General features: G+C 72.7%; 12 protein-coding genes. 3 read left to right on the top strand and 9 right to left on the bottom strand.

Annotation, left to right across the window (positions count from 1 at the left end; all coding sequences use genetic code 11):
- The first annotated feature begins 67 nt into the window (after positions 1–67).
- Positions 68–262 carry a DUF1918 domain-containing protein gene (locus UW392_RS56530; protein ID WP_320783295.1) on the top strand — a complete coding sequence of 65 codons (195 nt, stop codon included), beginning with the start codon at positions 68–70 and terminating at the stop codon, positions 260–262.
- Between the two features lie 12 nt (positions 263–274).
- On the opposite strand, the gene UW392_RS56525 is transcribed toward UW392_RS56530, so the two are convergent.
- Positions 275–1,537 carry a glycoside hydrolase family 10 protein gene (locus UW392_RS56525; protein WP_320783325.1) on the bottom strand — a complete coding sequence of 421 codons (1,263 nt, stop codon included), beginning with the start codon at positions 1,535–1,537 and terminating at the stop codon, positions 275–277.
- A 180-nt stretch (positions 1,538–1,717) separates the two neighbouring features.
- On the opposite strand from UW392_RS56525, the gene UW392_RS56520 reads away from it, so the two are divergent.
- A complete protein-coding gene (locus tag UW392_RS56520) occupies positions 1,718–2,590 on the top strand; it encodes a 3-hydroxybutyryl-CoA dehydrogenase (RefSeq protein WP_320783294.1) in 873 nt (290 codons plus the stop codon).
- Positions 2,591–2,786: 196 nt separating this feature from the next.
- On the top strand, positions 2,787–3,044 hold the full coding sequence (locus UW392_RS56515) for a hypothetical protein (protein WP_320783293.1): 258 nt from the start codon (positions 2,787–2,789) through the stop codon (positions 3,042–3,044).
- A gap of 26 nt (positions 3,045–3,070) precedes the next feature.
- On the opposite strand, the gene UW392_RS56510 is transcribed toward UW392_RS56515, so the two are convergent.
- The 8 genes from UW392_RS56510 to rplT form a co-directional block, all read right to left on the bottom strand.
- Positions 3,071–3,616 carry an NUDIX hydrolase gene (locus UW392_RS56510; RefSeq protein ID WP_320783292.1) on the bottom strand — a complete coding sequence of 182 codons (546 nt, stop codon included), beginning with the start codon at positions 3,614–3,616 and terminating at the stop codon, positions 3,071–3,073.
- A 144-nt stretch (positions 3,617–3,760) separates the two neighbouring features.
- Entirely contained in the window at positions 3,761–5,101 is a 1,341-nt protein-coding gene (locus UW392_RS56505) for a transcriptional regulator (protein ID WP_320783291.1), read from the bottom strand.
- A 265-nt stretch (positions 5,102–5,366) separates the two neighbouring features.
- Complete coding sequence (locus tag UW392_RS56500; RefSeq protein WP_320783290.1) at positions 5,367–6,464, bottom strand: PP2C family protein-serine/threonine phosphatase; 1,098 nt, start codon at positions 6,462–6,464, stop codon at positions 5,367–5,369.
- Between the two features lie 211 nt (positions 6,465–6,675).
- Positions 6,676–9,198: a phenylalanine--tRNA ligase subunit beta gene (gene pheT / locus UW392_RS56495; RefSeq protein ID WP_320783289.1), complete on the bottom strand. Its 2,523-nt coding sequence runs from the start codon at positions 9,196–9,198 to the stop codon at positions 6,676–6,678.
- A complete protein-coding gene (gene pheS, locus UW392_RS56490) occupies positions 9,198–10,319 on the bottom strand; it encodes a phenylalanine--tRNA ligase subunit alpha (RefSeq protein ID WP_320783288.1) in 1,122 nt (373 codons plus the stop codon). Before pheS ends, pheT begins: the two co-directional genes overlap by 1 nt.
- 162 nt (positions 10,320–10,481) lie before the next feature.
- Positions 10,482–11,630 carry an ATP-binding protein gene (locus tag UW392_RS56485; protein ID WP_320783287.1) on the bottom strand — a complete coding sequence of 383 codons (1,149 nt, stop codon included), beginning with the start codon at positions 11,628–11,630 and terminating at the stop codon, positions 10,482–10,484.
- Between the two features lie 50 nt (positions 11,631–11,680).
- Entirely contained in the window at positions 11,681–12,526 is an 846-nt protein-coding gene (locus UW392_RS56480; RefSeq protein ID WP_320783286.1) for an RNA methyltransferase, read from the bottom strand.
- Positions 12,527–12,686: 160 nt separating this feature from the next.
- Positions 12,687–13,047: 50S ribosomal protein L20 (gene rplT / locus UW392_RS56475; RefSeq protein WP_320783285.1), on the bottom strand; the 361-nt coding region annotated here is incomplete at its 5' end.

Below are 13,047 nucleotides of genomic sequence, written 5' to 3'. Positions count from 1 at the left end.
GCCCCCGCCGCCGTAGACTCGGCTCCGCACGGACCGCTGCTCCCGCGACGGTGAGGAGGCCCCGTCCATGCAAGCAACCGTGGGTGACCAGCTCGTCCAGCACGGCCGGGTGGTCGGACAGCACGACAGGGTCGCCGAGATCGTGGAAGTGCTGGGCCGGGCGGGCGCTCCCCCGTACCGCGTCCGCTTCCAGGACGGACACGAGGCCGTCTGCTCGCCCGGCCCGGACACCGAGATACGGCACCGGGACAACCGGCTGTAGCGGGGCCCGCGCTCAGCGCGGGACGCCGACCCGCGTCGGGTAGTGATCGGCCTTCACCCGTGTCATCGCGCCGTTCGGGTCCGCCTCGACGTCCCGCGCGCCGAAGAAGACGTGGCCGCGCACCTCGGGGTGGTCCTTCGCCAGCGCCAGGTGCCGGGACAGCTCGTCGGGCTCCTGCCAGGCCTCGGGCTGCGTCTCGTCGCCGGCCTTGTAGAGCGCCTCGCCGATGTACAGCTCGGTGCGGCTGTCCCGGGCCACCGCCGCCCACCAGGGCAGCAGCTCGGCGTAGTCGGCGGCCTCCAGGCCGATGTTCCAGTACAGCTGCGGCACGATGTAGTCGAGCCAGCCCTCGGCGACCCACTTGCGGGTGTCCGCGTGCAGGTCGTCGTAGGTCTGCACGCCCGCGCGGGTCTGCGAGCCGCGCGGGTCGGTGGCGGCGTTGCGCCACACGCCGAAGGGGCTGACGCCGAAGCGCGCGGCGGGCCGGGTCCTCTTGACGCGGGCCGCCATCTCCTTGATCAGCCGGTCGATGTTGTCGCGCCGCCAGTCGGCCTTCGACTCGAAGCCGCTGCCGAAGGTGGAGTAGGCGGCGCCGTCGTCGAAGCTCTGCCCGGCCACCGGGTACGGGTAGAAGTAGTCGTCGAAGTGGACGCCGTCCACCTCGTATCTGCGCACCGCGTCCGCCATCGCGTCCTGTACGAACGCGCGGACCTCGGGCAGCCCGGGGTTGTAGTACAGCTTCCCGCCGTACGGAACGACCCAGTCGGGGTTCTTTCGGGCGGGGTGGGAGGCGGCGAGGCGGGACGGGTCGGTGTGGGAGGCGACCCGGTAGGGGTTGAACCAGGCGTGCAGCTCCAGCCCGCGCGCGTGGGCCTCCGCGACGGCCGTGCCCAGTGGGTCCCAGCCGGGGTCCCGGCCCTGGACTCCGGACAGGCACTCCGACCACGGCTCGTACGCCGACGGCCACAGCGCGTCCGCGGCGGGGCGCACCTGGAAGAAGACCGCGTTGAGGCGGTACTCCACCGCCGTGTCGAGGTAGGCGATCAGGTCCTTGCGCTGATCGCTGCCGGACAGCCCCGGCCGGGACGGCCAGTCGCGGTTGGCCACGGTGGCCAGCCACATGCCCCGCATGCCGGTCGTCGCAGCGCCGCCGGACGCGCCGGACGCGCCCCGGGCCGGGACGTCCCGGTGCCCCGGCGCCGACGAGGCCCGCGGCGCCATCGTGAGCGCCGACACAGCGGCCACCGCGAAGGCCCGGCGGGAGAGCCGGTTCACGGGAAGACTCATGGAAGACCCCAAAACGCTGTGGATCCGCTCGGCCGCGGATCGCCTCCGGGGCACAGCATGCACGACCCGGCGGACCGATCGGCGTCACGTCGGGGGTAACGTGCACGATCGGAGCAGACGCCGGTACCCCGGCGCGCTGCGGCAGCACAGGACAGCGAAAGGGACGATGTGACCGTCTTCTCGGGAGATATCGCGCGCGTCGGCGTGGTCGGCTGCGGGCAGATGGGTGCGGGCATCGCCGAGGTGTGCGCCCGCGCCGGTCTGGAGGTGATGGTCGCCGAGACCACCGGAGAGGCCCTGGAGATAGGCCGTACCCGGCTCTTCAACTCGCTGGCCAAGGCCGCCGAGCGCGGGAAGCTCACCGAGGACGAGCGGGAGGCCACCCAGGCCCGCCTGGGCTTCACCACGGACCTCGGCGAGTTCGCCGACCGTGACCTGGTGATCGAGGCCGTCGTCGAGAACGAGCAGGTCAAGACCGAGATCTTCCAGGTCCTCGACCAGGTCGTCACCCGCCCCGACGCGATCCTCGCCTCGAACACCTCCTCCATCCCGCTGGTGAAGCTGGCGGTCGCCACCTCGCGGCCCGACCACGTCATCGGCATCCACTTCTTCAACCCGGCGCCGGTGCAGCGGCTCGTCGAGCTGATCCCGGCGCTGACCACGTCGGAGGGCACGCTCAGCCGGGCGCAGCTCTTCACGGAGAAGGTGCTCGGCAAGCACTCGATCCGCGCGCAGGACCGCTCCGGTTTCGTGGTCAACGCGCTGCTGATCCCGTACCTGCTCTCCGCGGTCCGGATGTTCGAGTCGGGCATCGCCAGCCGCGAGGACATCGACAACGGCATGGAGCTGGGCTGTGCCCACCCGATGGGCCCGCTGAAGCTGGCGGACCTGATCGGGCTCGACACGGTCGCCTCGGTCGCCTTCTCGATGTACGACGAGTACAAGGAGCCGCTGTACGCCGCTCCCCCGCTGCTCCAGCGCATGGTCGACGCCGGACGGCTCGGCCGGAAGAGCGGCTCGGGCTTCTACACCTACGCCTGACACCGCACCGCGGACCGGCACGGGCCCGGCACCCTCTCGGGGTGCCGGGCCCGCCGCGTTCACACACCGTGTGCGCGCCGGGCACGCATATGCCCGCCGCACACGCTCCCCCCATCTCCGGCGGGCGAGTTGACTCAAGATGCGCAGGCCGAGCGATGCGCCTCGGCCCCGTCCGATTACGGAAAGGAGCGGACTCGTGACCGCCGATCCCGAGCAGCCCGTCGTCACAGGAGAAGTGGCGGACCTACGGCGCCGTCTCGACGTGGCGTACGCCCGCGTCGAAGGCGGCCTGACGCTGCTCAACCACCGCACGGAGGAGACCGCCAAGACGGTGGACGAACTGAGTACCCGCCTCGTCTCCCTGGAACACTCGCGATGGCCGCTGCCGTCGATCGCGGCCCTCACGGCCACAGGGGCGCTCATCGTGGCGGTCTGGCAGGCGATGGGCCGCTAGCCCGCGGGACGGACGTCGGGGGCGGGTCAGGGAATGGCGTCCTGTCCGAGCCTGAGGTGGTGCAGCAGGAGTAACGCGGCCGCCATGTTGGCGGCCGGCACCTCCCCGCGGGCGACCATGTCGGGAACGAGTTTCAGGGGGACCCATTCCCGGCGGTCGGACTCGAAGTCGTCCACGGGGTGCCCGACGTACTCGCCGTCGTCGGCCCAGTAGATGTGGTGCCGGGCGTCGGTGAGGCCGTTGGACGGCTCCACGCTCATGAGGTGCTGGAGGGGTCCGGGCCGCCAGCCGGTCTCCTCCTCCAGTTCGCGGGCGGCCGCGACGGCGAGGTCCTCGCCGTCCTCGACGACGCCGGCCGCGAGCTCCCAGCCCCAGCTGTCGGTGATGAAGCGGTGCCGCCACAGCAGCAGTACCTCGTTGGCCTCGTTGACCACCGTCGCCACGGCGACGGGGCGCATCCGTATGAGGAAGTGGTCGAGGTGCCGCCCGTCGGGCAGTTCGACGTCCGCCAGATTGACGCTGAACCAGCGGTTTGAGTACACAATCTGTTCGTACTGTTTCACCCACTGCACGGTTATGCCACCTTTCGTTGAGTAGGTGGCAATATGGCAGCCGGTGCTGCCCGGCAGCAGGCGCACGGCAGCCGTGCGCGGCGCAGTGACGGGCGCGGACCTCCCTTCAGGGGAGCGCGCGAGGCAGCACCTGGGGCACAGGGGTCACAGCGGAACGCGCAACGCGCCGTCGATGAGTTCGGCCGCCTCGGTGGTGCCCGCGCAGCCGCTGCGCACGAGGTGCTCGCGCACCGCGCGGAGTCTGTCGCGCAGGCGCTGGGACTCCATCCCCCGGGCCTGCTCGGTCATCTGGACCGCCGTCACCACGGCCTTGTCGGCGTTGCCCTGGCGCAGCTCGATCGTGCTGAGCATGGCGAGGCGGTGCACCCGCCCCCGGTCGTGGGCGGGGGTGTCGACCGCCGCCGCGGCGTGCGCGGCCGCCGCGGCCACCTCGCCGAGGCTGAGCAGCGCCTCCGCCACCTGGACGTTGACCAGGCCCGGCTGCACATAGCCCGTCTCGTCGGGTTCGTAGCCGCGCCGGATGCGGTCGGCGGCCTGCTCCGCCCGCCGGATGCAGGACAGGGCGCTGGTGCCGTCGCCGAGGTGGGCGTACGCCTTGGCCTGCATCGCGTACAGGTCGGAGGCGAGCGCCGGGGTGATGTGCCGTCCCGCGGCGCGCAGCGCGGCCTCGGCGAACGCGACGGCCTGCCGGTACTCCCGCATGTACAGCGCCTGGTTGACCAGGAGCGCGATGATGTAGGCGCCCAGCCCCCGGTCGCCGCTGGCCTTGGCGAGCCGCAGCGCCTGGTGGAAGTAGCGCTGGGCGAGGCCGTGCGCGTCGGAGTCGTACGCGCAGATGCCGGCGACGGCGACCAGACCGCCGGTCGCGCGGTGCAACTGGCGGCCGGTCGCGTCGGTGTAGCCGCCGCGCAGCAGCGGGGCGGCCTCGGCGTTGAGGAAGCCGATGATCCGGGTGCGCGTGGCCACGCCGCCGGCCTTGCGGTACATCTGCTCGTAGTGGGTGCGGGCGCAGCGCAGCATCTCCAGGTCGGCCGCGGTGACCCGGTGCCGGCCGCCCCGGGAGACGTCGACGTCCTCGGGCGGGTTCTCCCACTCCCACACGGGCATCACGGCCGGGGTGCCGGTGAGCGCGGGCGCGCCGAGGATGTGCGGGCGCTGCTGCTGGTCGCAGCGCCACAGCGCGGTGGCCCGCTCGACGAACCCGGAGAGCGAGCCGGTGTGCGCGGCGGCCGGCTCGCCCGGCACGCCGAGGCCGATGTCGTCGAGGGTGACCGACCGCTGGAGCCGGCCCGCGAGCACCTCGCAGATGAGGTCGGGCACCTGGCCGCGCGGGCGCTGGCCCTTCAGCCAGCGGGCGACGGCTGTGTGTTCGTAGCGGAGGGCGAGGCCGCGGCCCCGGCCCGCCTGGTTGACGTGTGCGGCGAGACCCGCGTGTGAGATTCCCGCCTCGTCCAGGATCGCGTCGAGCAGAGTGTTGGGCTGCATGGGAGGCCCCCCGGGGCTCGGTGCCGTAGAGAGTAGTGGGTGTGTCTTCACACGGGGTGTGAACGGAGTGCGTGAATCCGTACCGTGTGCACGCTGTTGCGGAGAGTTCCCGGCCGCTTGACTGAACTGCCTCGCAAGAGGCCGGTCGGGCCGCCGGCTCCCCCTCGTACAGTGCGGCGGCCCGTTGCTGCGCCGTCCGTCCGGCCGTCTGCCCGACATTCCGTGGCGGGCGGGCGGCGCCGCCGGGCACCTTCCGGCGCGGGGTTCATGTGGGTACTTGGTCGAGTGCGGCGCCGTCGTGGTCGGTCGCGCCCCGCTGCGAAGCAGCTGATGTCGCCGGCCCCGCGCCCCTGGCGGCACTGTCGCTGCTCAGCATCAAGAGGGCCACGTCGTCCGTGGGAACGCCCTGGGTGTGGTGCAGGAGAGCTGTGAGAATCCGGCCGAGGATCACCTGGGGGCACAGAGGGCGGGGGGCCGTCGCCTCCGTCACGGTCGCGTGGAAGGGGAAGAAGCGGCCCCGGGGGTCGCGGGCGTCCTCGGCTCCGTCGGTGTGCAGGAGCAGGGCCTCGCCCGGGAGGAGGTGGCCGTGGTGCTCCACGGGGAGTTTCTCGGGGAGCGGTAAGAGGCCGAGCGGCGGCAGGGGGTCCGTGCGGGCCAGGGGCTCGACCCCGGTGTCGGTGATCCGGTGGGGCCAGGGATGCCCGCAGTTCAGCGCGCGCAGCTCGCCGTCGGCGCCGATCTCCAGCAGCAGTACGGTGACGAACTCCTCGCCCGCCGTGCCGTCCCGGGCGCGTCCGGCCAGGTGCCGGGCGAGGGCGCGTTCCAGCCGGCGCAGTACGTCGGCGAGGTCCGTCCCGTCGTGCACCACCTCGCGGAAGCTGCCGAGGACGGCGGCGGCCGTGCCCACGGCGGCGAGGCCGTGTCCGCGCGCGTCGCCCATCACGACGCGCACCCCGTGCTCGGTGCCGACCGCCTCGTACAGGTCGCCGCCGATCGCGGCGTCGGGGTCGGCGGAGAGCTGCGCCGCGGCGACGCGCAGCCCGGCGACGCGCGGGGGCGGCGGGCGCAGCAGCGCGCTCTGGGCGACGCCGGCGACGGTACGGGCCCGGCGCAGTTCGCGCAGCAGCGTCCGCCGGACGTGGAACACCAGACCGGTGCCGACGACGAAGAAGACCGCGCTGCTGGCGATCCGGGCACCCAGGCCGTTCTGCTGGGCGAGCGGACACGCCAGTTTGTAGGTGATGGCGGTGGCGCCCCAGGCAGTTGCGCCCCAGGCGGTGGGCAGGCCCAGCGTGAGCACACGGCGCAGCGGGCTCCTGCGCGGTCGGGCGGACGGACCGGTGAAGGTCCCGATGCGGATCATGCCGTTGGTCCCCCAGTCAGGCCCAGACAGCGCGGACCGGCCCCGAAGGACCGGTCCGATTCTGTCGGCCACCTGACCCGATAGGACCAGATCACCCGAAACACTCACTCAGATGAGTGACGGGCCCCGGAAGGGGCGCGGGGAACGGCGCGGGCGATCACAGACCACCCGCGGTCGCTCGCCCGAAGACATCCGCCCCGCCCCTTGGGCGCTAACCCCGAAGCACCGCCCCGGTCCGCTCCCCCGCGAGGGCGACCGCCGCGTCCCGCGCGGCCGACGCCTCGTCGACCGTCAGCGTCCGGTCCGCCGCGCGGAACCGCAGCGCGTACGCCAGCGACCGCCGCCCCTCCCCCAGCTGCTCCGCGTTGTCGTACACGTCGAACAGCCGGATGGACTCCAGCAGTTCACCGGCGCCCTCGCGCAGCGCGGCCTCGACCTCGACGGCCGGGACGAACGCGTCGACGACCAGCGCGACGTCCTGCGTGGCGACCGGGAACGTGGAGATGGACGGCGCCTGCGGCGTGTCGTCGCCGGCCTGCCGCAGGGCGTCGAGGTCCAGCTCCGCCGCGCAGGTACGGGCGGGCAGGCCGAGCGCCTTCACCACGCGCGGGTGCAGTTCACCCGCGTGTCCGATGACCCGCTCGGTGCCGTCGGTGCTGTCGGCACGCACCGCCAGCTCTGCGCAGCGGCCGGGGTGCCACGGCCCGTACTGGCCCTTGCGGACGATCAGTTCGGCACCGGCCTCGCGGGCGACGGTCCGGGCGGCCTCGACCGCGTCGGCCCAGTCCGCGGGGCGGCCCTTGCCCCACCAGCCGGCCTGCTCGCGGGCGCCCGCGAGGACCACGGCGACGTGCCGGGGCTGGTCGGGCAGCGCGGCGTTCAGCGCGGCGATGTCCTCGTCGCTGGGCCGCCGGTCGACGGGGAGCCGTACGGCGGTCCGCTGGTCCTCGCGCGGCCGGAAGACCAGGCCGGTTTCGAACAGCGCCAGGTCGTGGCTGCCGCGGCCGTCGTTGCGGCGGAGCGCGCCGAGCAGGCCCGGCAGCAGCGAGGTCCGCAGCGCGGGCTCCTCGTCGCTGAGCGGGTTGACCAGCTTCACGACGCGGCGGGCCGGGTCGTCGGCGTCGAGGCCGAGCTGGTCGAAGACCTTCTCGCTGACGAACGGGTAGTTCAGCGCCTCGACGTAACCGGCCCCGGCCAGCGCCCGGCCGACCCGGCGGTGCAGCCGCTGCCGGGCGGTCAGGCCGCGCCCGGAGGGCGTCCCCGGCAGCGTGGAGGGCAGGTTCTCGTAGCCCTCAAGGCGGATGACCTCTTCGGCGAGATCGTTGGGGTCGGTGAGGTCGGGCCGCCACGACGGCACGGTCACCAGCAGCTCGTCCTGGCCGTACACATCGCAGCCGACCTGCTGGAGGCGGCGTACGACGGTCTCGCGGCCGTAGGAGACGCCCGCGACCTTGTCGGGGTGGTCGGCCGGGACGGTGATGGTGTGCGGGGCGTGCGGCGCGCTGATCTCGGTGACGCCGGCCTCGGCGGTACCGCCCGCGAGCAGCACGAGGAGGTCGACGGTGCGCTGCGCGGCAGCGGCGGCGGCCTGCGGGTCGACGCCGCGCTCGAAGCGGCGGGATGCCTCGGAGGACAGCTTGTGGCGGCGGGCGGTGCGCGCGATGGAGACCGCGTCGAAGTGCGCGGCCTCGATGACCACGTCGCTCGTGGCGTTCTCGGTGTCCGCGTGGTCGGCGATCTCGGTGTTGGCGCCGCCCATGACGCCCGCGAGGCCGATGGGGCCGCGGTCGTCGGTGATGACCAGGTCCTCGGCGGTCAGGGTGCGCTCGACGCCGTCGAGGGTCTTGAGCTTCTCGCCGGCCTCCGCGCGGCGGACGCCGATGGTGCCCTGGACCAGGGAGCGGTCGTAGGCGTGCAGGGGCTGGCCCAGCTCCATCATCACGTAGTTGGTGACGTCGACGGCGAGGGAGACCGGGCGCATGCCGACCTTCTGGAGCCGGCGCTGGAGCCAGATCGGGGAGCGCGCCTCGGGGCTGAGGCCGGTCACCGTACGGGCGGTGAAGCGGTCGCAGCCGGCCGGGTCGGCGATCTTCACCGGGTGGCCGTAGGCGTTCGGGCCGGGAACGTCGAGGAGGGCCGGGTCGCGCAGCGGCAGGCCGTAGGCGATGGCGGTCTCGCGGGCGACGCCGCGGATGGAGAGGCAGTCGCCGCGGTTGGCGGTGACGGCGATGTCCAGGACCTCGTCGACGAGCTGGAGCAGCTCGATCGCGTCCTTGCCGACCTCGGTCTCGGGCGGCAGCACGATGATGCCGTGGCTGCCGTCGTCGCCCATGCCCAGCTCGTCGCCGGAGCAGATCATGCCGTGCGAGACCTTGCCGTAGGTCTTGCGGGCGGCGATCGAGAAGCCGCCGGGCAGGGTGGCGCCGGGGAGGACCACGACGACCTTGTCGCCGACGGAGAAGTTCCGGGCGCCGCAGACGATCTCCTGCGGCTCACCCGTGCCGTTGGCCTGACCGACATCCACGGTGCAGAAGCGGATCGGCTTCTTGAAGCCCTCCAGCTCCTCGATGGTCAGCACCTGTCCGACGACCAGGGGGCCCTTGAGGTCGGCGCCGAGGTGCTCGACGGTCTCGACCTCCAGACCCGCGGAAATGAGCTTGGCCTGCACGTCACGGCCGGTCTCGGTGGCGGGGAGGTCGACGTACTCCCGCAGCCAGGAAAGCGGGACCCGCATCAGATCTCCATCCCGAACGGCCGGGTGAACCGGATGTCACCCTCGACCATGTCTCGCATGTCTTCGACGTTGTGGCGGAACATCGCCAGGCGCTCGATACCGAAGCCGAAGGCGAAGCCGCTGTACTTCTCCGGGTCGACACCGCAGGCGGTGAGCACCCGCGGGTTGACCATGCCGCAGCCGCCCAGCTCGATCCAGCCCTCGCTGGAGCAGGTGCGGCAGGGCCGGTCGGGGTTGCCGACGGAGGCGCCCTTGCACACGTAGCAGAGCATGTCCATCTCGGCGCTCGGCTCGGTGAAGGGGAAGAAGTTGGGGCGCAGCCGGGTCTTCATGCCGGCGCCGAACAGCGACTGCACCATGTGGTCGAGGGTGCCCTTGAGGTCGGCCATGGTCAGGCCCTCGTCGACGGCGAGCAGCTCGACCTGGTGGAAGACCGGGGTGTGCGTGGCGTCCAGCTCGTCGGTGCGGTACACGCGGCCGGGACAGATCACGTAGACCGGCAGCTCACGGCCGAGCAGGGAACGGATCTGCACGGGCGAGGTGTGGGTGCGCAGCACGGTGCCGGACTCGGTGCCGCCCTGCGGACCGGCGACGAAGAAGGTGTCGGCCTCGCCGCGGGCCGGGTGGTCCGGGCCGATGTTCAGGGCGTCGAAGTTGAACCACTCGGCCTCGACCTCGGGACCCTCGGCGACCTCGTACCCCATGGCCACGAAGATGTCCTCGATGCGCTCCGAGAGCGTGGTGAGGGGGTGGCGGGCGCCGGCCGGCACGCGGTCGTAGGCGAGGGTGACGTCGACCGACTCCTCGACCAGCACCCGGGCGTCGCGCTCGTCCTCCAGTTCGGCCTGGCGGGCGGCGAGACCCTTGTTCACCGCGCCGCGGGCCTGGCCGACGAGCTTTCCGGCGGCGGCCTTGGCCTGCGGGGGCAGCGCGCCGATCTCGCGGTTGGCGAGCGCCAGCGGCGACGTGCCGCCGGTGTGGGCGACCTTCGCCTCCTGGAGGGTGTCGAGGGAGTCCGCGGCGGCGAAGGCGGCGAGCGCCTCGTCCCGCATGCGCTCGATCTCTTCCGGTTTCAAGGCCTCGACCTCGACAGGGTCGTACGACTTATTGGGTGCGGACATCTCTTCCCGTGCTTCCGATCGGCTGGCTGACGTCCCCGTCACCGACTCGTCACCGTCTGGCTCGTCACCGTCTTGTGGGCCGTGTGCGGGACACAAAGGTGCCAAAGGCCGAGTCTAACGGGGTGGGGATGGGGTGCTGCGCCCGTGGGGCCCGCGGACGCCTCAGGTGAGGTACGCCGGTGCCGCCACGGGCAGCGTAAATCGGAACTCGGCACCGCCCCGCGGTCCGCGGCCGACGGTGATGGTGCCGCCGTGGGCTTCGACGATGCCCTTGACGATGTACAGCCCGAGGCCGGTGCCACCGCGCTTGCTGCCCCGCCAGAAGCGGGTGAAGACGCGGTTCATGGACTCCTCCGGGATGCCGGGCCCCTCGTCGCTCACCGTGACCGACGTGCCGCTCTCCTCCCCTTCGCGGGGGGACGGCGCGGGCGTGATGTCAATGGTGACGGTTCCCTCGCCGTGCCGCACGGCATTTTCGATGAGGTTGCTCAGGACCTGGTCGACCTTGTCGGGGTCGGCCCACAGGTCGGGCAGCGGCTGCGCGAGCCGCAGCAGGAAGCGGTCGGCGCTCTGCCCGGCGGCGACGTACGCCTGGATGTGGCGGCCGACGGCGGCGCCGATGTCGACCGGCTGGCGGCGCAGCTCCAGGCGGCCGGAGTCGATGCGGGAGATGTCGAGCAGTTCGGCGATGAGGCGGGTGACCCGGTCGGCGTCGGCGTCGACGGTCTCCAGCATCAGCCGCTTCTGGTCGTCGGTGAACCGCTCCCACTTGGCGAGCAGCGTCGCCGTGAAGCCCTTCACCGAGGTGAGGGGGGAGCGCAGCTCGTGGGCGACGGTGGCGATCAGCTCGGCGTGGCTGCGTTCGGTGCGGCGGCGGGCCTCGGTGTCGCGCAGGGTGACGACGACGCGGCGGACGGGTCCGGTGGGAAGGTCGCGGACGTACCGCGCGGAGACCAGGACCTCACGGCCGCCGGGCAGGAGCAGGTTCCGCTCGGGCTGGCGGACCCGGATGGCGAGTCCGCCGTAGGGGTCGGTCAGCTGCCACCAGCGGCGGCCTTCGAGGTCTTCCAGCGGGAGGGCCGCGTCCAGGGACCGGCCGAGGGCGTCGGCGGCGCGGCGGGCGGTGATGCGCTCGGCGACGGCGTTGAAGCGGACCACCCGGCCGTGCTCGTCGGCGACGACGAGTCCGTCGGGCAGCTCGTCGGGGTCGATGCCGGGGTCGATGCCGGTGCCGGCGGCATCACCGGACCGGGGCGCGGGCGGGCGCCCGGCCTGACGTGCTTCCGGCGCGCTGCTCGTGCCCACACCCATCCCCGTACCCCACCTCTCCGCCACGCCGGGGTCCCGAGCTGGTCACCCTACTAGCTCTCGGTGACGGAGCGGCACCCTCCGGCGGCGCGCTGTGCACGCGCCGACGCGTAGAGACATACGGCGGCGGCGGTCGCGAGGTTCAGACTCTCGGCTTTTCCGTGGATCGGTACTCGGACGACGGCGTCCGTGAGGGCGCGGGTCTCCTCGGGCAGGCCCCACGCCTCGTTGCCGAAGACCCACGCGGTGGGTCCGCCCATGGTCCCGGCGTCCAGCTCGGCGTCGAGGTCGTGCTCGCCCGCGCCGTCCGCGGCCAGGACCCGGACGCCGGTCTCCCGCAGCGCGGAGACGGCCTGCTCGACGGGGACGCCCACGGCGACGGGCAGGTGGAAGAGCGAGCCGACGGAGGCGCGGACGGCCTTGGGGTTGTACAGGTCGACGGAGGCGTCGGTGAGGACGACGGCGTCCGCCCCGGCGGCGTCGGCGCAGCGCAGCACGGTGCCGGCGTTGCCGGGGTCGCGGACGTGGGCGAGGACGGCGACCAGCCGGGGCCGGGCGGCGAGGACGCGCTCGAAGGGCGTGTCGAGGAACCGGCAGACGCCGACCAGGCCCTGCGGGGTGACGGTGGTGGAGATGTCCTCGATGACCTGCTCGTCGGCGAGGTGGACGCGGGCCCCGGCGGCCCGTGCCTCGCCGATGATGTCGGCGTACCGCTCGGCGGCCTCGACGGTGGCGAACGCCTCGACGAGGGCGTCCGGGTGTGCCGCCGCCTCCCGCACGGCCTGCGGCCCCTCGGCCAGGAACAGCCGCTCCTTGCCCCGGAAGTTCCGCTTGGCGAGCCGCCGGGCGGCCAGCACACGGGCGGAACGGGGGGAGATCAGCTCGGGGGGAGCAACCATTCGACTTACCTTCGCGAGATGCCCCTGAAAGGGGCGCGGAGACTGCGCGACCAGCCACGGCGAGCCCGCGGCCGCACGATGACCGAGCGACAGATGAAGGACCCGCAAGCTCACCAGCCTGCGGGCCCCTCACTCACGTCAGCCTGAGAACAGCGCTGCGTCACGCAGCCTTCGGCGCGTTCACGTCCGCCGGCAGCGCCTTCTGGGCGACCTCGACGAGCGCGGCGAACGCACCGGCGTCGTTGACGGCCAGCTCGGCCAGGATCTTGCGGTCCACCTCGACGTTGGCGGCCTTCAGACCCTGGATGAAGCGGTTGTACGTGATGCCGTTGGCGCGGGCAGCGGCGTTGATGCGCTGGATCCACAGCTGGCGGAAGTCACCCTTGCGCTTCTTGCGGTCGTTGTAGTTGTAGACCAGCGAGTGGGTGACCTGCTCCTTGGCCTTGCGGTACAGGCGCGAACGCTGACCGCGGTAGCCGGAGGCCTGCTCGAGGATCGCCCGGCGCTTCTTGTGGGCGTTG

The sequence above is a fragment of the Streptomyces sp. CRN 30 genome, assembly GCF_034105845.1.
The sequence above is the reverse complement of the archived record's forward strand: the minus strand, read 5'-3'. Positions and strand labels throughout refer to the sequence as shown.

Coding starts and splice junctions, on each gene's coding strand:
- UW392_RS56480 (WP_320783286.1), bottom strand. CDS start 12,526: ATGGTTGCTCCCCCCGAGCTGATCTCCCCCCGTTCCGCCCGTGTGCTG.
- UW392_RS56500 (WP_320783290.1), bottom strand. CDS start 6,464: ATGATCCGCATCGGGACCTTCACCGGTCCGTCCGCCCGACCGCGCAGG.
- pheT (WP_320783289.1), bottom strand. CDS start 9,198: ATGCGGGTCCCGCTTTCCTGGCTGCGGGAGTACGTCGACCTCCCCGCC.
- UW392_RS56530 (WP_320783295.1), top strand. CDS start 68: ATGCAAGCAACCGTGGGTGACCAGCTCGTCCAGCACGGCCGGGTGGTC.
- UW392_RS56485 (WP_320783287.1), bottom strand. CDS start 11,630: ATGGGTGTGGGCACGAGCAGCGCGCCGGAAGCACGTCAGGCCGGGCGC.
- UW392_RS56505 (WP_320783291.1), bottom strand. CDS start 5,101: ATGCAGCCCAACACTCTGCTCGACGCGATCCTGGACGAGGCGGGAATC.
- pheS (WP_320783288.1), bottom strand. CDS start 10,319: ATGTCCGCACCCAATAAGTCGTACGACCCTGTCGAGGTCGAGGCCTTG.